Source organism: Martinezella calliandrae, assembly GCF_030272695.1.
Taxonomy (GTDB): domain Bacteria; phylum Pseudomonadota; class Alphaproteobacteria; order Rhizobiales; family Rhizobiaceae; genus Rhizobium; species Rhizobium calliandrae.
In genome coordinates, this window is record NZ_JARFYN010000007.1 from 1 (window position 1) to 16,649 (window position 16,649).

19 protein-coding genes are annotated in these 16,649 nt (G+C 59.9%); 14 read left to right on the top strand and 5 right to left on the bottom strand.

Features of this window, described 5'->3' with window-relative positions; translation table 11 throughout:
* Positions 1 to 260: 260 nt before the first annotated feature.
* From PY650_RS06955 to PY650_RS06965, 3 genes are all read left to right on the top strand, one after another.
* Positions 261 to 1,220: an ABC transporter substrate-binding protein gene (locus PY650_RS06955; protein ID WP_285878322.1), complete on the top strand. Its 960-nt coding sequence runs from the start codon at positions 261 to 263 to the stop codon at positions 1,218 to 1,220.
* 83 nt (positions 1,221 to 1,303) lie between these two features.
* Positions 1,304 to 1,939 carry a L,D-transpeptidase gene (locus PY650_RS06960; protein WP_285878518.1) on the top strand — a complete coding sequence of 212 codons (636 nt, stop codon included), beginning with the start codon at positions 1,304 to 1,306 and terminating at the stop codon, positions 1,937 to 1,939.
* Between the two features lie 84 nt (positions 1,940 to 2,023).
* Complete coding sequence (locus tag PY650_RS06965; RefSeq protein ID WP_285878519.1) at positions 2,024 to 2,281, top strand: hypothetical protein; 258 nt, start codon at positions 2,024 to 2,026, stop codon at positions 2,279 to 2,281.
* A gap of 40 nt (positions 2,282 to 2,321) precedes the next feature.
* Here the strand turns inward: PY650_RS06965 and PY650_RS06970 are convergent, their stop codons facing one another.
* From PY650_RS06970 to PY650_RS06985, 4 genes are all read right to left on the bottom strand, one after another.
* Positions 2,322 to 3,479, bottom strand: a complete 1,158-nt coding sequence (locus tag PY650_RS06970) for a CaiB/BaiF CoA transferase family protein (RefSeq protein ID WP_285878323.1) — start codon at positions 3,477 to 3,479, stop codon at positions 2,322 to 2,324.
* Between the two features lies 1 nt (position 3,480).
* Positions 3,481 to 4,026 (bottom strand): MaoC family dehydratase, encoded by a 546-nt coding sequence (locus tag PY650_RS06975; RefSeq protein ID WP_285878324.1) that lies wholly within the window; start codon positions 4,024 to 4,026, stop codon positions 3,481 to 3,483.
* A gap of 33 nt (positions 4,027 to 4,059) precedes the next feature.
* Positions 4,060 to 4,896, bottom strand: a complete 837-nt coding sequence (locus PY650_RS06980; RefSeq protein ID WP_285878326.1) for an amidohydrolase family protein — start codon at positions 4,894 to 4,896, stop codon at positions 4,060 to 4,062.
* Positions 4,897 to 4,959: 63 nt separating this feature from the next.
* Positions 4,960 to 5,751 (bottom strand): IclR family transcriptional regulator, encoded by a 792-nt coding sequence (locus PY650_RS06985; protein WP_285878327.1) that lies wholly within the window; start codon positions 5,749 to 5,751, stop codon positions 4,960 to 4,962.
* A gap of 179 nt (positions 5,752 to 5,930) precedes the next feature.
* On the opposite strand from PY650_RS06985, the gene PY650_RS06990 reads away from it, so the two are divergent.
* The 11 genes from PY650_RS06990 to PY650_RS07040 all read left to right on the top strand — a co-directional run bounded on the left by PY650_RS06990 (position 5,931) and on the right by PY650_RS07040 (position 16,242).
* On the top strand, positions 5,931 to 7,247 hold the full coding sequence (locus tag PY650_RS06990) for an ABC transporter substrate-binding protein (RefSeq protein ID WP_285878328.1): 1,317 nt from the start codon (positions 5,931 to 5,933) through the stop codon (positions 7,245 to 7,247).
* 181 nt (positions 7,248 to 7,428) lie between these two features.
* Positions 7,429 to 8,322, top strand: a complete 894-nt coding sequence (locus tag PY650_RS06995; RefSeq protein ID WP_285878329.1) for a carbohydrate ABC transporter permease — start codon at positions 7,429 to 7,431, stop codon at positions 8,320 to 8,322.
* Between the two features lie 2 nt (positions 8,323 to 8,324).
* On the top strand, positions 8,325 to 9,191 hold the full coding sequence (locus PY650_RS07000; RefSeq protein WP_285878330.1) for a carbohydrate ABC transporter permease: 867 nt from the start codon (positions 8,325 to 8,327) through the stop codon (positions 9,189 to 9,191).
* Between the two features lie 7 nt (positions 9,192 to 9,198).
* Positions 9,199 to 10,296, top strand: coding sequence for an ABC transporter ATP-binding protein (locus PY650_RS07005; RefSeq protein WP_285878331.1), 1,098 nt, complete (start codon positions 9,199 to 9,201; stop codon positions 10,294 to 10,296).
* A gap of 17 nt (positions 10,297 to 10,313) precedes the next feature.
* Positions 10,314 to 11,426, top strand: a complete 1,113-nt coding sequence (locus tag PY650_RS07010; RefSeq protein ID WP_285878332.1) for a mandelate racemase/muconate lactonizing enzyme family protein — start codon at positions 10,314 to 10,316, stop codon at positions 11,424 to 11,426.
* Between the two features lie 14 nt (positions 11,427 to 11,440).
* Positions 11,441 to 11,770, top strand: a complete 330-nt coding sequence (locus PY650_RS07015; protein WP_285878333.1) for an L-rhamnose mutarotase — start codon at positions 11,441 to 11,443, stop codon at positions 11,768 to 11,770.
* 174 nt (positions 11,771 to 11,944) lie between these two features.
* The gene (locus tag PY650_RS07020; protein ID WP_285878334.1) at positions 11,945 to 13,018 is read left to right on the top strand and encodes a Gfo/Idh/MocA family protein; all 1,074 of its coding nucleotides are present in this window, start codon (positions 11,945 to 11,947) and stop codon (positions 13,016 to 13,018) included.
* Positions 13,019 to 13,021: 3 nt separating this feature from the next.
* A complete protein-coding gene (locus PY650_RS07025) occupies positions 13,022 to 13,474 on the top strand; it encodes a MaoC family dehydratase (protein ID WP_285878335.1) in 453 nt (150 codons plus the stop codon).
* A 9-nt stretch (positions 13,475 to 13,483) separates the two neighbouring features.
* A complete protein-coding gene (locus tag PY650_RS07030) occupies positions 13,484 to 14,614 on the top strand; it encodes an extracellular solute-binding protein (RefSeq protein ID WP_285878336.1) in 1,131 nt (376 codons plus the stop codon).
* Between the two features lie 113 nt (positions 14,615 to 14,727).
* On the top strand, positions 14,728 to 15,459 hold the full coding sequence (locus PY650_RS07035) for an SDR family oxidoreductase (RefSeq protein WP_285878337.1): 732 nt from the start codon (positions 14,728 to 14,730) through the stop codon (positions 15,457 to 15,459).
* A 108-nt stretch (positions 15,460 to 15,567) separates the two neighbouring features.
* On the top strand, positions 15,568 to 16,242 hold the full coding sequence (locus PY650_RS07040; protein ID WP_432761500.1) for a DUF1345 domain-containing protein: 675 nt from the start codon (positions 15,568 to 15,570) through the stop codon (positions 16,240 to 16,242).
* A 42-nt stretch (positions 16,243 to 16,284) separates the two neighbouring features.
* Here the strand turns inward: PY650_RS07040 and PY650_RS07045 are convergent, their stop codons facing one another.
* Positions 16,285 to 16,458, bottom strand: a complete 174-nt coding sequence (locus PY650_RS07045; protein WP_285878338.1) for a DUF1328 domain-containing protein — start codon at positions 16,456 to 16,458, stop codon at positions 16,285 to 16,287.
* Positions 16,459 to 16,649: the final 191 nt, after the last annotated feature.

Here is a 16,649-nt window from a genome sequence, read left to right on the forward strand (position 1 = left end):
ACTCACTTAACCTCAATCTCTCGAACCGCCCGGTGCGGACCCGCATGCCGGGTGGTGTGGCAGGGGCGCGATCAAATACGATCGCCCCCTATGCCGATGAGTCCCCTGTCCTGTCGCCTGGCTAGCTTTGCGGAACAGTGGCGTAAATTTCGATCATGTTACCGTAACGTACTTACCTGCGGATGCTTCCCTCCGCTATCTGGTTGCGGCTCGCGACAGCTGCGACCGGACAGCACGTGTTACCGAAAGCTGGAGGGGACATGAAGACCACACTCATTTCCGTCTCAGTGGCGTTGGCCGCTGCCTTTGCGTCTGTCGGGGCGGTCAGCGCCGATGCCGCCGATTTGGTCATCTCGATGCCGAATTGGCCTTCCGGTCAGGCGACGGCGAATATCCTGAAGGTGGCGATTGCCAAGGAATATAAGCTCGATGCCGAGGTCCGGGAGCTCGGAACGCTCACCGCCTTCAACGGTCTCGAAAGCGGCGATGTCGATATCAATCCCGAAGTATGGCGGCCGAATCTCGACAGCCTGATCGAGAAATACGTCAACGAAAAGCACGTCGTCGAGGTGGCGGCGCGCGGCATCGATGCCTGGCAAGGCCTCTGCGCCACGCCGGATGCAGTCGCCGCCGGTATAAAGGATATCGCGGATCTGAGTGATCCTGCCAAGACCGCGCTTCTGGATACCGACGGCGACGGACGCGGAGAGCTGTGGATCGGGGCGCCGACATGGTTGTCGACAGGCATCGAGAGAGTGCGGGCCAATAGTTATGGCTATGCGAAAAACCTGACGCTGGTCGAAGCCGAGGAAGAGGTCGGCATGGCTGCAGTCGATGCGGCAGTTGCGACCGGCCGACCTATGGTGTTTGCCTGCTACGCGCCACATCACGTCTTCGAGTTGCACAATATCGTGCGACTGACAGAGCCACCCTATGTCGCCGCCAAATGGAAGATCATGCCGGCGAGCGATCCGACCTGGATCAGCGATTCCAGCGCATCGGTCGCCTGGCCGGCTGCGAGTTTTCACATCGCCTATGCGACCGCCTTCGCAAAGAAGCACGCCGACGTTGCGAGTTTTCTCGAAAAGGTCGATTTCACGCCAGAGGAAATTACGCACATGACCTACGCCTTGCAGGTGGAGCGTCAGCCGCCCCTGGAATTCGCGAAGCAGTGGGTAGACAGCCATGCATCTCGCATCGACGGATGGGCAAAGCCATGAAAACAGATCCGACAAAGAACGCCGAGAGCGTAGTAGAGGCAAGATCGGAACGAGGCTGGAAGCCGAGGCGCAACGCAGCCGTCATGCTCCTGGCAGCGGTCGTGGGCCTTGGCCCTCTCGTTGCGCTCGCGGCGCAGACGCAGATCTTCGATCCCCAGACCCGAACCTGGGTCGACTATGATGCGAGGAAGGCTCGTCAATACTACGCCCGCAACAAACAAGTGCCGGATGCCTTTCGCAGGCAGGTCGTACCCTTCCGGACGGCTGAAGAGCCGGGAACGATCATTATCGACGGCAACCAGCACTTTCTCTACCTGGTCCAGCCCGGCGGCCAGGCGATCCGCTATGGCATAGGCGTTGGTCGGGAAGGCTTCGGCTGGGCCGGCATTGTGCGTGTCGGGCGCACGGCGGAATGGCCGACATGGACACCGCCCGCCGAAATGGTAGCCCGTGATCCGAATGCAGTGAAATGGGCGAACGGCATGCCGGGCGGTCCCGACAACCCGCTCGGGGCGAGGGCTCTTTACCTTTATGAAGGCAACAACGACACGATCTACCGCATTCACGGCACGCCGGAATCATGGTCAATCGGGCTGGATGTCTCCTCCGGATGCATACGCATGAACAACGACGATATCATCGACCTGCACTCTCGCGTGAAGATCGGTGCAAAGGTGATTGTGCTGATGCAAGGCGCCGCACTCTACAAGGGCGTATGATCGCAAAATAGGGGATGGAGAATGACGAAATTGAATGGCTGGGCCGCGGCACGACTGCTTATCCCGCTTGTGCTCCTAGCGCCAATGACGGCATGCGTGTCGTCGCCGCCGCCCGACCAGATGGCTCGGACGAAACTCCAGACGGCTCCCGCCGATCTGCAGCTCTTATGCGCTGACGCCGCGGCAAAATCTGCCGGCCTTACTCAGAGCAAGGTGCTTCCGACGAATTCGCAGCAGTTGGACGCTACCACCTACCGAGTCGAGTTGAATGCGACCGGCCGCAGATTTAATTGCATCATCGACAACACTGGCAAGGTCGCTTCGGTACAGCCCGTGGCGTAAGGTTTCTTCAGCCCGGCCCGCGCCAAGACGGCAAGGGGTGTCAGGTGATGAACTCCGCTCTGATCTTTTCAGAATCGCTGCCGATCGTCGGGGCGGCGAGATCGCTCTTGTGGCGCGCTCCATTGACACGGATCGGGCTCGCCGTCGTGCGGACCGAAACACCGTCGCCACGGGTTACCGTCTGCAGCATGTCGAGCTGACGGAAGGCGGCGGTTTGAAGCAGTTTCGGCCAGTCCAGCACTTCCGCCGCCCATATACCGGCAGGCTCCAGGATGGCGAGCCATTCCTTTACCGTCTTCTCGTGCAAGCGGCTGGTGATCAAGCTCTTGATCTCGTCGCGGCGAGAGAAGGCCTCGTCCGGCGTGTAGTCCGCAAGCGCCGGAAGCTCGAAAAGGGGCGCCAGTTTCGGCAACGGCGTCATGGCCAACGCCATCCAGCCATCGGCGCAGTGATAGACGCCGTAGGGGGCCGAGAGATAGGCGTGGGCGTTGCGCACGGACGATTTCTTCGGCAAGCGACCACCGTCGTTCAGATGGGTGGTCAGTACCTCGAACTGGAAATCGATCATCGCCTCCAGCAGACTGGTTTCGACATGGACGCCTTGACCGGTGACGCCGCGCCGCACGAGGCCGGCGAGAATGCCCTGGACGAGGAGATTGCCGGCCAGCATATCCGCGACGGCCAGGCCGAAGGGTACCGGACCGTCATCGGCCTCGCCGTTCAGCCACATTGCGCCGGAGCGGGCCTGGGCGAGTAGATCCTGGCCGGGAAACTGCCGCCATTCGTTGTCAGGGCCATAGCCGGTGATGCTGCCGTAGACGATGCGCGGATTGATTTTGGCGACCGCGGCGTAATCGAGTCCCAGGCGGTCGATGACCCCGGGGCGGAAATTCTGGATGATTACGTCAGCCTTCTCGATCAGCGCCTGCAAGTCCTGCAGGTCACCTTCATCCTTCATGTTGACGGCAAAACTCTCCTTGCCGCGATTGATCGCGTGGAACAGCGTCGAATCGCCACCGATTTCCGTGTCGCTGAGATAAAGCCGGCGGCAGAGATCGCCGCCATCGGGACGCTCGACCTTGATCACCCGCGCGCCGAGGTCGCCAAGCCGAAGGGCGGCCATTGGCCCGGCCAGGAACTGGCTCATATCCAGCACCGTGATGCCGGCGAGCAGGCTGTCGTCATTTCCTTCGGTCATGTCAGCCGTTCAATTCCGGAGCGTCAGCGGGCCGGCCGTGCTTGTAGCGCACCGTCTGGATATGCTCGCAATAAAGCACCAGTTCGCCTTCCCCCTTGAAGACTTCGTAGGAAGAGCGGATCAGGCCGAGATCCTTGTATTTCGGCTGTTTGTCGAGATTGGTGCGGATGGTGTAGATCGTGTCGCCGATGAAGGTGGGTTTGATGAAGCGCAGCTTGTCGTAGCCGTAGGAGAAGGCGTTGATACAGTTGGTGGCAACGAGGCCGAGGCCGGCGGAGAATACGAAGGCGCCGGCGACGAGGCGCTTGCCGAAAAGGCCCTCCGTCTCTGCGAAGATCTGGTCGCTGACATAAGGATGCATATCGAGGACGAGGGCGTTGAACTGCTGGGATTCGCCTTCGGAGATTGTCCGCCGCAGCGAGCGGATCTTGTGACCGATCTCGAAGTCTTCATAGAACCAGTTTTCCGAGTTCCAGACGGGAATGTCGGCGTGATCCGCCGGCATGGTCTTCGGATGGGTGCTGGAAATGCCGACGGTGGCAGTCATGGCATGGGCTTTCAATGGATTTGTATGGCGCACTCAGAAAGACCAGAGTCGCTTGGCGTTGAGCTGATAGAGAAGCGCTCGCTCGTCTGCGCTTGCTCCTTGCGTTAGTGCATGGGTCGCGGCGACCCACGTGGAGAGACCGCCGCCCAGCGTGCAGACCGGCCAATCGCTTCCCCATATGACCCGATCCCAGCCGAAGCTTGTGATCGAATGCTCTACGAAGGGGCGTAGGCTCTCGACAGTCCAGCTATCTGGATCGGCATAAGCGACGACGCCCGAAATCTTGACGACAACATTCGGCCGCTTGGCGATTTCGGTCATCCCCGAGGTCCAAACCTCCCTGAGGCCATCCTTGACGGCGGGCACGCCACAATGGTCGAGAACGAACTGAACATCGGGATTAAGATCGGCCAGCGCGATCGCCTTGGCGATCTGATGCGGCAGCACGCAGAAATCGAAGGTGAGGCGGGTGCCGGCAAGCCGCTTGAGATTTTCGCGGAAAAGTGCGCCTTCGGAGAGGTCGTCGGGAACCACATGCAGCACGCGGCGAAAACCCTTGACGAAGGGATCGGCAAGCACGCGCTCGAGATAGGCAGGAAAGCCCGCGTATTCCGGACGGCAGGCGGCAATGGCCCCGCGGATCAGACTGGAGGGTTGTCGGCTCAACTCTTTGACATAGTCCGTTTCCCGCTCGATGTCGCCTTCAGCGACATCCACTTCCATATGGAGCGTGTCGGTGATCCCCAGGCGCTGGGCTTCGCGGGCATAATCGTCATAAAGACTGTCGCGGTTCAGCGCGCCGGCCCCTTCCAGCCAGGGATATCCTAGTTTCCCGCGATTGACGATGTGCAGGTGGCTATCGAAAAGCATGGCGATCCTCCCATCATGCAGGTCAATATATACTCACAGAAGAATAGTTTATTCAAATAGAAATTATATCTCGGCGTTATCCAAGGTGCCCGCGACAGTGTCGGACACGTCTTTGGCCGCATCGCGCACATATTGGATCACCTGCTCGTAGCTTGGTGCATTCGGATTGACCGGCTGGATATAGGGGCAGGTGAGCGCGGCCAATGCGTAGCCGTCCAATGCCAGCACGGGCGCCGAAATGTTGCGTACGCCGTTGGTCTGCAGGCTGTCCATCGTCTCGAAACCTTGCTCCTTAATCAATTGAAGGCGTTTATCGAGATCGGCGGGCATCGCTACGTCGTCATCCTGCTGGCGCTGCTGCTCGTTGATCATCATCTTGCGCTGTTTTTCGTCGCGGAAGGCCAGGAGGACATGGCCGGAGCCGGTATTGAACAGATTGATCTGGGCGCCGACGCGGATCGAAATGCCCCAATAGGTCGGCGAATCCTGCTGGGCGATGACCACGACCGAGCCGCGGTCAAAAATCGCCAAATGGCAGGCTTGCTCGGCGCGGTTGGAGAATTCGCGCATCAGCGGGGTGGCAAAGGAAACGAGCCGGCGCACCGGCGCGTGATAATGCGCCAGACCAAAGAGTTTGAGGGTCAGATAGAAGCGGTCGCCATCCTGCCGCTGCACATAGCCGCGTCGGACCAGTCGATCGAGCATACGGTAGAACTCGTTCGGGCTTTTGCCGAGCGCCTTGGCGATTTCGGCCTGCGTCAGACCGCCGTCGATGCGCGCCAGCAGTTCGAGAATATCGAGGCCCTTGTCCAGCGCCGGTGCGCGGTATCGATCGCTATCGTCTTCTACGCTCATGGAAGGCCTCATATAGTGAAAATACATATCATTCATATATGAATGAAGGCGATTTGCAAGCGGCTCCGATCGCGTCTTGACGGTCAATGAATGAGATGTTTACATATAAATCATTGATCCATATTTGGGTCGTGAGGGCGATCGGGCGGCGTGCCCGGTCCTTTAGGGAGGAAAATTCAATGAGGATTTGGAAGACCGGCCCCGTAGCCGGTGTACTGGTATTGCTCGCGAGCTCCGCGATCTCTGCCGCCGACCTGCCCGGCAAGTTCCCGGGTGTGACGATCGACGCCAAGCTGATCGGCGGCCAGCAATATGAGCCGCTCTATGCGCGTATTTCCGAGTGGGAGAAGGAGACCGGCGCCAAAGTTAATATCCTCTCCAAGAAGAACCACTTCGAGCTCGACAAGGAAATCAAGTCGGACATGGCGTCGGGTGATATTTCCTGGTGCGTCGGTTCTAACCACTCGTCCTTCGCGCCCCAATATCCCGACCTCTATACCGATCTCAACAAGCTGCTTTCTAAGGACGAGATTGCCAAGTTCGTCGATTCGACCATCGAGGCATCCACCATCGACGGCCGGCTGATCATGCTGCCGCGCGCTCAGTTCGACGTGTCGGCTCTCTACTATCAAAAGAGCCTCTACAATGACGAGGCCAAGAAGACGGCATTCAAGACAAAGTATGGCTACGATCTGGCGCCGCCAAAGACCTGGAAGGAAGTCTCCGACCAGGCGACGTTCTTTGCCAATCCGCCGAACTTCTTCGGTACGCAGTTCCCCGGCAAGGAAGAGGCGATCAATGGCCGCTTCTATGAAATGCTGTTCGCCGAGGGCGGTGAATATCTCGACAAGGACGGCAAGCCGGCTTTCAATTCCGAAGCCGGCGTGCGCGCGCTCGACTGGTTCGTCAATATGTACAAGGCCAAGGCCGTTCCTGCGGGCACGACGAACTATCTTTGGGATGATCTCGGCGCCGGTTTTGCGTCGGGCACCGTCGCGCTCGATCTCGATTGGCCGGGCTGGGCGACTTACTTCAACGATCCGAAGTCCTCGAAGATCGCCGGCAATGTTGGCGTCGTCGTGCAGCCTGTGGGCTCGTCCGGCAAGCACACCGGCTGGTCCGGCCATCACGGTTTCTCTGTGACGGAAGCGTGCAAGAACAAGGACGCTGCAGCCTCGCTCGTCTGGTTCCTGACGAACGACGATTCGCAGAAGCTCGAAGCTGCCAATGGCACGCTGCCGACCCGCAAAGCCGTCTGGGATTGGGACATCCAGCAGGCTGTATCCGATCCCTATAAGAAGGAAGTGCTGAGCACCTTCCAGGAATCGATGAAGTACGCCTTCCCGGTTCCGCGCACGCCGCAATGGATCGAGATTTCCAACGTCGTCTATCCTGAGCTTCAGGCCGCCATCCTTGGCGACAAGACCTCCAAGCAAGCGCTTGACACCGCTGCACAGAAGGCAACCGACGTTCTGAAGGACGCCGGCGCGCTCTGATTGCCGCAATCAAAGTCCCGTATCCGGCATAGGGTACGGGGTCTTCTTCCACTATTGCTTATGACCAGTGCCTTTAGGGGCCGGTCTGTCCGGCCGGATATGCTCCGGCCTCTCGGCCCCATGCAATCGCATTCCAGGCAGTTCGGGCCACGCTGCTGAGGAATGCCGACAGGTGCAAACCATGTTTAAGAAAATATCTCCACCGGTCCTGCTGCTTCTTCCGGCGATTATCGTGCTCGTGGCGGTGGTGCTGTTTCCGTTGCTTCTGTCCTTTTATTCCAGTTTCACACCGTTTCGCCTGACGCGGCCGGCGACGCTCTTCACCTTCATCGGATTGCGGAACTATACACGCATTCTCACCGATCCGGTCTTCCTGGCCGCCTTCGTGCGCACCGTCGTGCTGCTGACGATCGCGCTCAATCTGGAAATGCTGCTCGGCCTCTGCCTGGCACTCCTGGTCAACAAGGCGACCCACGGCAAGCGCATCCTGCGCACGCTGATGATGTTTCCGATGATGTTTTCGCCGGTGCTCGTCGGCTTCCAATTCAAGTTCATGTTCAATGACAATGTCGGCATCATCAACAACGCCCTGCAATCCCTGGGCATTACCAACAATGCCATTCCGTGGCTGATCGACGGAAATCTGGCGCTGTTGTCCATCGTCATCGCCGAGGTCTGGTCGTCGACATCGGTCTTCGCGATCCTCATCCTCGCCGGCCTGCTCGCCATGCCGCAGGAGCCGGTGGAAGCCGCCAAGGTCGACGGCTGCACGGGCTGGCAGACATTCCGCTACGTCACCTGGCCGTTCCTGATGCCGTTCGCCTTCATCGCCATGACCATCCGTTCGCTCGATGTTGCCCGCGCCTATGACATCGTCAAGATCATGACCGATGGCGGCCCGGCGCGGCGCACGGAGCTGATCTGGACGCTGGTCGGACGCACGGCCTATGCCGATGCGCAAATGGGGCTTGCCAACGCCATGGCCTATGTCTCGATCATCCTGTCGATCGCCTTCACAGTCTATTTCTTCCGTAAGCTGGCGCTTGCCCGCACCCAGATCGGAGCGGAGTGGTAATCATGGATCGCAACGCCAAACAACGCACGCGCCGCCGTATCGCGAAAGTCGCCTATCTCTTCGGCCTCTTCATCGCGATGCTCATCATCTGCCTGCCGGGCTTCTGGATCATCCTCAGCTCGCTGCGGCCTACGGTCGAGATCATGGCGAAGCCGCCGGTCTGGATACCGCAGGAGCTGTCGTTCGAAGCCTATCGCGCCATGTTCGGCGGCGCAGGTCAGGGCGGTATCCCCGTCTTGGACTATTTCCGCAATTCGCTGGTGATTTCCGTCACCTCCACCATCATCGCACTGATCATCGGCATGTCCGGGGGCTACGCTTTCGCCCGCTACCGCTTTTCCGGCAAGTCGGCCGTCTTCCTTGGCTTGATGCTGACGCGATCCGTGCCGGGCGTGGCGCTATCGCTGCCGCTGTTCATGGTTTATGCACGGCTCGGCATTATCGACACGCATTTTGGACTGATCATCACCTATGTGGCGCTGAACGTGCCATTCACGATCTGGCTGATCGACGGCTTCTTCCGTCAGGTGCCGAAGGACCTCGCCGAAGCGGCGCAGATCGACGGCTGTACGCGCTGGCAGGCCTTCTGGCAGGTGGAGTTCCCACTGGCCGGTCCCGGCATCGCGTCGGCCGGCATCTTCGCCTTCCTGACTTGCTGGAACGAATATGCGCTGGCCTCGCAGCTTACCCGCTCCGTCGATTCCAAGACCCTGCCGGTTGGCCTGCTCGACTATACCGCCGAATTCACCATCGACTGGCGCGGCATGTGCGCGCTGGCGGTCGTGATGATCGTTCCGGCGCTCGCCCTTACCTTCATCATTCAGAAGCATCTGGTGTCGGGACTGACATTCGGTGCGGTCAAAGGTTGAAATCCCCATGGCTCAGGTTTCACTTAAAAAACTCGTCAAGCGCTACGGCGCCCTGGAAATCGTCCACGGGATCGATCTGGATATCAAGGACAAGGAATTCATCGCGCTCGTCGGGCCTTCGGGTTGCGGCAAGTCGACGACGCTGCGCATGATCGCCGGGCTTGAAGAAATTTCCGGCGGCGCCATCATGATCGGCGAAACCATCGTCAACGACCTGCCGCCGCGCGATCGCAACATCTCTATGGTGTTCCAGTCCTATGCGCTCTATCCGCACATGAGTGTGCGCGAGAACATGGGCTTCTCGCTGAAGATCGCCAAGCAACCGCAGGCGGAGATCGACCAGCGCGTCAACGAAGCAGCGGCGATACTCAGCTTGGAGGCGCTGATGGATCGCCGGCCGGCGCAGCTCTCCGGCGGCCAGCGTCAGCGCGTCGCCATGGGCCGCGCCATTGTCCGCCAGCCGGAAGTCTTCCTCTTCGACGAGCCACTGTCGAACCTCGACGCCAAGCTCCGCACGCAGATGCGCACGGAGATCAAGAAGCTGCATGCCAAGGTGCAGTCGACTGTGATCTACGTCACTCACGACCAGGTGGAAGCGATGACGCTTGCCGATCGTATCGTCATCATGCGCGATGGCTATATCGAGCAGGTTGGCACGCCGGATGAGGTGTTCAAGCGGCCGGCCACCCGCTTCGTCGCCGGCTTTATCGGCTCGCCGCCTATGAATATCGAGGAGGCTACGGTTTCGGCCGGCGCACTGGTATTCAAGAATGGCGACCAGCTGCCGCTGCCGGGGCAGTTTGAAGGCCGGGTCAAGGATGGCGAAGAGGTTGCCTTCGGACTGCGTCCGGACGATATTTTCCCAAGCGGTCACGGCCTGCATTCCGGCACCGAGGCGGCCGTGCATGAGGTAACGTTGCCCGTCGCCATTACCGAGCCTCTCGGCAACGAAACCTTGGTCTTCGTCGAATTCGCCGGCCGCGAGTGGGTGGCCCGCATGCTTAATCCGCGCGGTTTGAAGAGCGGCGAACAACTGAAGATGAGCTTCGACCTCAGTCAGGCGCACCTCTTTTGCGCCGCGACCGGCAAGAGCCTGGCGATCTAAGCGGGGGAGACCGGAACATGGCCCGCATCGAAAAAATTGAATTGCGCATGGTCGACCTGCCGCCGAAGGTCAAGCGGACGGATGCGATCCAGAGCTTCGTTAGCCAGGAGACGCCGATCGTCACCATTACCGATTCCGACGGTGCCGTCGGGACCGGCTACAGCTATACGATTGGCACCGGTGGTTCCTCCGTCATGCGGCTGCTGTCGGACCATCTCGTGCCCCAACTGATCGGCGAGGATGCAGATTGCATCGAAGCGATCTGGCATAAGATGGAGTTTGCCACTCACGCAACGACGATCGGCGCGATCACGGCCCTGGCGCTCGCTGCCGTCGATACGGCGCTTTGGGACCTGCGCGCGAAGAAGCAGTACTTGCCGTTCTGGAAACTTGCCGGCGGCGCCAAGGATCGTTGCCCGCTTTACACGACAGAAGGCGGCTGGCTGCATATCGAGAAGGAAGCATTGGTTGAGGATGCCCTACAGGCGAAGGCCAAGGGCTTCTCCGGCTCGAAGGTGAAGATCGGCAAGCCGCATGGGTTCGAGGACTACGACCGGCTTTCGGCGATGCGTTTGGCGCTCGGCTCCGGATTCGAGATCATGACCGATTGCAATCAAGGCTTTACGGTTGATGAGGTCATCCGCCGTGCTGCAAGGTTGAGGGAGCTCGATCTCGCCTGGATCGAGGAGCCGCTGCCGGCCGACGATCTCGACGGCCATATCCGCCTGACGCGCTCGACGCCGACACCGATTGCGGTCGGCGAATCCATCTATTCGATCCGGCATTTCCGCGAATATATGCAGAAGGGCGCCTGTTCGATCGTTCAGGTGGACGTTGCCCGCATAGGCGGTATCACGCCTTGGCTTAAGGTGGCGCATGCGGCGGAAGCGTTCGATATTCCGGTCTGCCCGCACTTCCTGATGGAGCTGCATGTCAGCCTTGTCTGTGCGGTGCCGAACGGGAAATACGTCGAATATATCCCGCAGCTCGACGATCTCACCACCAAGGGCATGGAGATCGTTGACGGCAAGGCCATCGCCCCCGCTGAACCCGGCATCGGCATCGCCTGGGACTGGGAAGCAGTGAAGGCGCGTTCGGTCGGTGAGTTCACGAAAGAGATTTACGGCTGAAGGAGGCAAGGGCCATGCAGCGGATGGGGATGGTGATCGGTCTGGAGCCGGCAAAGGTCGAGGAATACAAGCGCCTACATGCGGCGGTCTGGCCAGAGATCCTGGCTCTGATCTCCGAATGCAGCATCACCAACTATACCATCTTCCTGAAGGAGCCGGAAAACCTGCTCTTCGGTTATTGGGAATATGTTGGCACGGATTTCGAGGCCGATATGGCCAAGATGGCCGCAAGCCCAAAAAACCAGGAATGGTGGTCCGTCTGTATGCCCTGCCAGAAGCCGCTCGATACCCGCAAGGAAGGCGAATGGTGGGCCATGATGGAGGAGGTGTTTCATCTTGACTAGGGCTCGGAACGGAACGGACCGCGAAGCGATCACCTCCCCCTTGAGGGGGGGAGGTTGCGCGGAGCACGCGGTTGGGGGGAGGCTCGAGGCGTCCACTGCTGCTTTCTTTCCACGAGGAGGGATCACCCCACCTCGTAGCTTTGGTGCGACCCTCCGCTTCAGGGGGAGGGTAAGATGAGCTTTGATTCGAAATCGTTATGCCAATGGTGGCCCAAGCCGAGCAAGCCGCGCCCGATTGTCATCTTCGGCGCCGGCAGCATCGTAGGTGACGCGCATTTGCCGGCGTACCGGAAGGCGGGCTTCCCGCTCGCCGGCCTTTATGATCCGAACAGGGAAAAGGCAAAGACCTTGGCGGATCAATGGGGCATAGGAGCCTTCGCATCCGAGGCCGAGGCGCTGGCCGTTGAAGGTGCGATTTTCGATTTGGCAACTCCGCCGGCCGCCCATGCGGCTATCCTTGCCAAGCTGGCGCGCGGCTCTTTCGCGCTGATCCAAAAGCCGATGGGCAGCGACCTTATCGGGGCGACAGAAATACTCAGAGTGTGCCGCGAGCGCGACATCAGGGCGGCCGTTAATTTTCAGCTCCGCTTCGCGCCGATGATGCTGGCGCTCTACGATGTGGTCGAGAAGGGCTACCTTGGCGAGGTCGTCGATTTCGATGCCTGGCTGGCGCTTGCAACGCCCTGGGGGCTCTGGCCCTTCCTGAAGGGGCTGCCGCGCATCGAGATCGCCATGCACTCGATCCACTATCTGGACTTCATACGCGGCCTGCTCGGCAATCCCAAGGGCGTGCATGCCAAGACCATCGGCCATCCGAACCACGAGGTGGCGCAGACACGCACAGCCGCGATCCTGGACTACGGCGACAAGGTGCGCTGCGTGCTCTCGATCAACCACGACCATAATTTCGGTCGCAAGTTTCAGGCTTGCGAATTCCGCATCTCCGGCACCAAGGGTGCCGCCTATATCAAGCTCGGGGTCAATCTCGACTATCCGCACGGCGAGCCGGACGAATTGTGGATTAGGCCCGCCGGAGGCAGCGAATGGGTCGAGGTGAAGCTCGAAGGCGCCTGGTTCCCGGATGCCTTCGTCAACCGCATGGCCAATCTGCAGCGTGTTGCCTCGGGCGAGGACGAGACATTGGTCGGCTCCGTAGAAGATGCTTGGCAGACCATGGCGTTGGTCGAGGCTGCCTACCAATCGAGCGCTGAGCCGGCAACACCGATCGCCGGACTTCCAAAGGTGTAAGCGATGGCCGAACAGACGACCTACTACGAAGACTATGCGCTCGGCCATGCCCGTACGACGACCGGACGGACGATTACCGAGACCGATTTCGTCGTCCATGCCGGTCATACCGGTGATTTTTTTCCGCATCATATGGATGCGGAATTCGCCAAGACCTTGCCTGGCGGTCAACGCATCGCGCACGGCACGATGATCTTTTCAATCGGCGTCGGGCTGACGGCGTCGCTCATCAATCCCGTGGCTTTTTCCTATGGCTATGACCGGTTGCGGTTCATCCGCCCCGTGCATATCGGCGACACGATCCGCACGCGGGTGACGATATCGGCAAAAGAGGACGATCCGAAGCGCCCGGCCTGCGGTCGTGTCGTCGAGCGTTGCGAAGTGCTCAACCAGCGCGACGAGGTCGTACTCGCGGCTGACCATATCCTGATCGTCGAGCGCAAAGCGGCAAACTGAGAGAGGATAATGGTGAAACTCAAGGGAATGACCTGGTCGCATCCGCGCGGCTACGATCCGATGCTGGCATGTTCGAAACTCTGGTTGGAAAAGACCGGTGTAGAGATCGCTTGGGAGAAGCGTTCGCTGCAGGATTTCGAAACGTTTCCGGTGGAAGAGCTTGCGGCATCCTATGATCTGATCATCATCGATCATCCGCATGTCGGCCAGATCACCCGCCAGAATTGCCTGCTGCCGCTCGACGATGCGGATCATGCCGATGAACTTGTCGCAATCGCCGCCGGTACGGTCGGGCGTTCCTATCCGAGCTACAATTGGCAGGGCCGGCAATGGGCCTTTCCGATCGACGCGGCGACGCAGGTTCAGGCTTATCGGCCGGATCGGTTGAGAGGGCCGATCGCCGATCTTGCCGAGATCGTATCGCTGGCGGCCAAGGGCGGGGCGATCTTACCGATGCGGCCGCCGCATTCGCTGATGACCTTCTTCACGCTGGCGGCGCATCTTGGTACACCTTGCAGCGTCGAAGGACCGGAGTGCATAGCCAAGGCGGATGGAGAAGCCGTGCTCGGCTGGATGGCACGGCTCGTCGGCGGCATGGATGCCAGATGCTACGAATTGGACCCGATCGCGGTCTTCGATCTGATGGGTGAGCCGGATTGCCCCTATGACGTCGTTCCCTTCGCCTATGGCTATGTCAGCTATTCCTTTGCCGGATTCCGACCGGTGCGGATTGCCTTTGCCGACATGCCCGTGATCGACCGGCGGGCTCCGAACGGCTCGGCACTCGGCGGCACAGGTATAGCCGTTTCGGCCCGAACGGAGGCGCCCGAGGCGGCCAAGGCCTTTGCGCGCTGGATCGCCGGCGGGACGGTACAGGCGGGCGCCTATGCCAGCGGCAATGGACAGCCCGGTCACGCCGAGGCCTGGGTCAGCGATGCCGTCAATGCGCCGGCGCTCGATTTCTACCGCAATACGCGCGCCACGCTTGAGGGCGCCTATGTCCGGCCGCGTCATGACGGCTACATGGCGTTCCAAAGCGAGGCTTCGGAGATTATTACCAATGGACTGCGCATTGGCGAGCGGCATACAGTCCTCATCGACAAGCTCAACCAGCGCTTCGCGCAATCGTTCGAAGGCTAGGGCAAGATGGCTCTAGCTGTTTGTTTTCGCGTGATCTTATCCGCGGGCCGCCACGCATATCGCTAGGTGGTCTTCGGTCTCGAGATCATGCCCTGGAGGAAAGGATCAGGACTATGGGTCACGGACTGGAAGGCAAGAAGGTCGTCATCACGGCGGCGGGACAGGGTATCGGGCGGGCGACTGCCGAGCGGTTCATTTCGCTCGGTGCGCATGTATATGCCACCGACATCAACGAACAGACGCTTTCGACGCTGGAAGGCGCCAGCAAGCATGTTCTAAACGTCCTCGACAGCGCTGCGGTCAAGGCCTACGCCGACGAACTTGGCCCGATCGACGTGCTTTTCAATTGCGCCGGCTTTGTGCATGCTGGCACTATCCTCGACTGCGAAGAGAAGGATTGGGATTTCTCCTTCAATCTCAACGCCAAGGCGATGTATACGACCTGCCGCACCTTCCTGCCGGGCATGCTTGAAAAAGGCAAAGGCTCGATCGTCAACATGTCCTCGGTCGCCTCCAGCGTGAAGGGCGTGCCGAACCGCTTCGCCTATTGCGCATCCAAGGCAGCCGTCATCGGCCTCACCAAATCGATCGCCGCCGACTTCGTCTCCAAGGGCATCCGCGTCAACGCCATTTGCCCAGGCACCGTCGACAGCCCGTCACTGCATGAGCGCCTGCGCGCAACCGGCGAATACGAGAAGGCCATGACCGATTTCATTGCCCGCCAGCCCATGGGCCGCATCGCCGATGCCAAGGAAATCGCAGCCCTCGTAACCTATCTCGCCGGCGATGAGGCCGGCTTCACCACGGGCCAGATCCACGTCATCGACGGTGGTTGGACGGCCTGAACTATCCTCTTGTCCAAGATCGGGGGCCTCGCATCGCGAGGCCTCTTTTTATTTGCCACTTCCATCAAAGAATTTATATCTGAGAGGGTTCGTGATCGGGAGAGCGGCATGCCTACGGACGGACTACAGCATCGTTCCAGGGGCGCCATGCTGTTACGCAAGCATCAGGTGATTCTTGTCAGCGTCGCGGTCGGCGTCGCTGTCTTCGTGCTCCTGACGTCACGCGCCATGAACGCGAGCAATGTGCTCTTCGCGTGGAACGCTACCGCCGTCGTCTATGTCGTCTTCAGCCTATACCGGATGCTGACATCGGATGTGCATCGCATGCGCAAGCGCTCGGCCGATATCGATTTTTCGGATGCATTCCTGCTGTTCCTCTCGATTACGGCCGCAATCGCCAGCGTCGGCGGCATCGCTCTAGAATTGCTTGGCGTCAAGGAAGCGCCGCCGGAAATGGCGCTTTTCCGCGCATTGATGGCGATTGTGACGATCCTGATTTCCTGGGTGTTCCTGCACATACTTTTCACAAACCACTATGCGCATCGCTACTACCGTGATTTCCATGAGGGACGGGGGCTGAAATTTGCCGAACCGGTGGAGGAGCCCATCTACTGGGATTTCCTCTACTTCTCCTTCACCATCGGTGTCGCCGCCCAGACCGCGGATATCGGCGTCTCTACCGTCAGCATGCGCAAGCTGGTGCTGTTGCATGCGATCCTGTCCTTCCTGTTCAATACGACGATCCTGGCGCTTGCAATCAACGTCGGGGCGAGCTTGGTGTAGCTCGCCCCTTCAATCGCTTCGGTATTGCCGCGCCGACGTTGATCAGACGACCGCGTTGCCGGCCATGACCGCCAGGATCAGGAACACCAGGAACATGATCACGAAGATGGCAAAAAGCACGCGGGCAATCGTCGCCGCCGCGGCCGAAACGCCGGAAAAGCCGAAAAACCCCGCGACCAAAGAAATTACGAGGAATATCAGGGCCCACTTCAGCATCAGAAAGTCTCCTCTGCGTTGCACCTAACGAAGACGCAGCAGATGGGAGTTTGTTCCGATGCCGTTTCGATTGCCGGGAACCGCAGTTCGGCAAGTGCCGCACCACCGGCCCTTCGCGTGGCTCAGGGCGTTCGACGCTGCAATCGATCCATTGGGTCGATTGCTTCGGTGCGCCGAACCGCGCCTCACCC

Excerpts from the sequence above, each read along its gene's own strand:
- PY650_RS06955 (WP_285878322.1), top strand. The coding sequence starts at position 261 with ATGAAGACCACACTCATTTCCGTCTCAGTGGCGTTGGCCGCTGCCTTT.
- PY650_RS06960 (WP_285878518.1), top strand. The coding sequence starts at position 1,304 with ATGCTCCTGGCAGCGGTCGTGGGCCTTGGCCCTCTCGTTGCGCTCGCG.
- PY650_RS06965 (WP_285878519.1), top strand. The coding sequence starts at position 2,024 with ATGACGGCATGCGTGTCGTCGCCGCCGCCCGACCAGATGGCTCGGACG.
- PY650_RS06970 (WP_285878323.1), bottom strand. The coding sequence starts at position 3,479 with ATGACCGAAGGAAATGACGACAGCCTGCTCGCCGGCATCACGGTGCTG.
- PY650_RS06975 (WP_285878324.1), bottom strand. The coding sequence starts at position 4,026 with ATGACTGCCACCGTCGGCATTTCCAGCACCCATCCGAAGACCATGCCG.
- PY650_RS06980 (WP_285878326.1), bottom strand. The coding sequence starts at position 4,896 with ATGCTTTTCGATAGCCACCTGCACATCGTCAATCGCGGGAAACTAGGA.
- PY650_RS06985 (WP_285878327.1), bottom strand. The coding sequence starts at position 5,751 with ATGAGCGTAGAAGACGATAGCGATCGATACCGCGCACCGGCGCTGGAC.
- PY650_RS06990 (WP_285878328.1), top strand. The coding sequence starts at position 5,931 with ATGAGGATTTGGAAGACCGGCCCCGTAGCCGGTGTACTGGTATTGCTC.
- PY650_RS06995 (WP_285878329.1), top strand. The coding sequence starts at position 7,429 with ATGTTTAAGAAAATATCTCCACCGGTCCTGCTGCTTCTTCCGGCGATT.
- PY650_RS07000 (WP_285878330.1), top strand. The coding sequence starts at position 8,325 with ATGGATCGCAACGCCAAACAACGCACGCGCCGCCGTATCGCGAAAGTC.
- PY650_RS07005 (WP_285878331.1), top strand. The coding sequence starts at position 9,199 with ATGGCTCAGGTTTCACTTAAAAAACTCGTCAAGCGCTACGGCGCCCTG.
- PY650_RS07010 (WP_285878332.1), top strand. The coding sequence starts at position 10,314 with ATGGCCCGCATCGAAAAAATTGAATTGCGCATGGTCGACCTGCCGCCG.
- PY650_RS07015 (WP_285878333.1), top strand. The coding sequence starts at position 11,441 with ATGCAGCGGATGGGGATGGTGATCGGTCTGGAGCCGGCAAAGGTCGAG.
- PY650_RS07020 (WP_285878334.1), top strand. The coding sequence starts at position 11,945 with ATGAGCTTTGATTCGAAATCGTTATGCCAATGGTGGCCCAAGCCGAGC.
- PY650_RS07025 (WP_285878335.1), top strand. The coding sequence starts at position 13,022 with ATGGCCGAACAGACGACCTACTACGAAGACTATGCGCTCGGCCATGCC.
- PY650_RS07030 (WP_285878336.1), top strand. The coding sequence starts at position 13,484 with ATGGTGAAACTCAAGGGAATGACCTGGTCGCATCCGCGCGGCTACGAT.
- PY650_RS07035 (WP_285878337.1), top strand. The coding sequence starts at position 14,728 with ATGGGTCACGGACTGGAAGGCAAGAAGGTCGTCATCACGGCGGCGGGA.
- PY650_RS07040 (WP_432761500.1), top strand. The coding sequence starts at position 15,568 with ATGCCTACGGACGGACTACAGCATCGTTCCAGGGGCGCCATGCTGTTA.
- PY650_RS07045 (WP_285878338.1), bottom strand. The coding sequence starts at position 16,458 with ATGCTGAAGTGGGCCCTGATATTCCTCGTAATTTCTTTGGTCGCGGGG.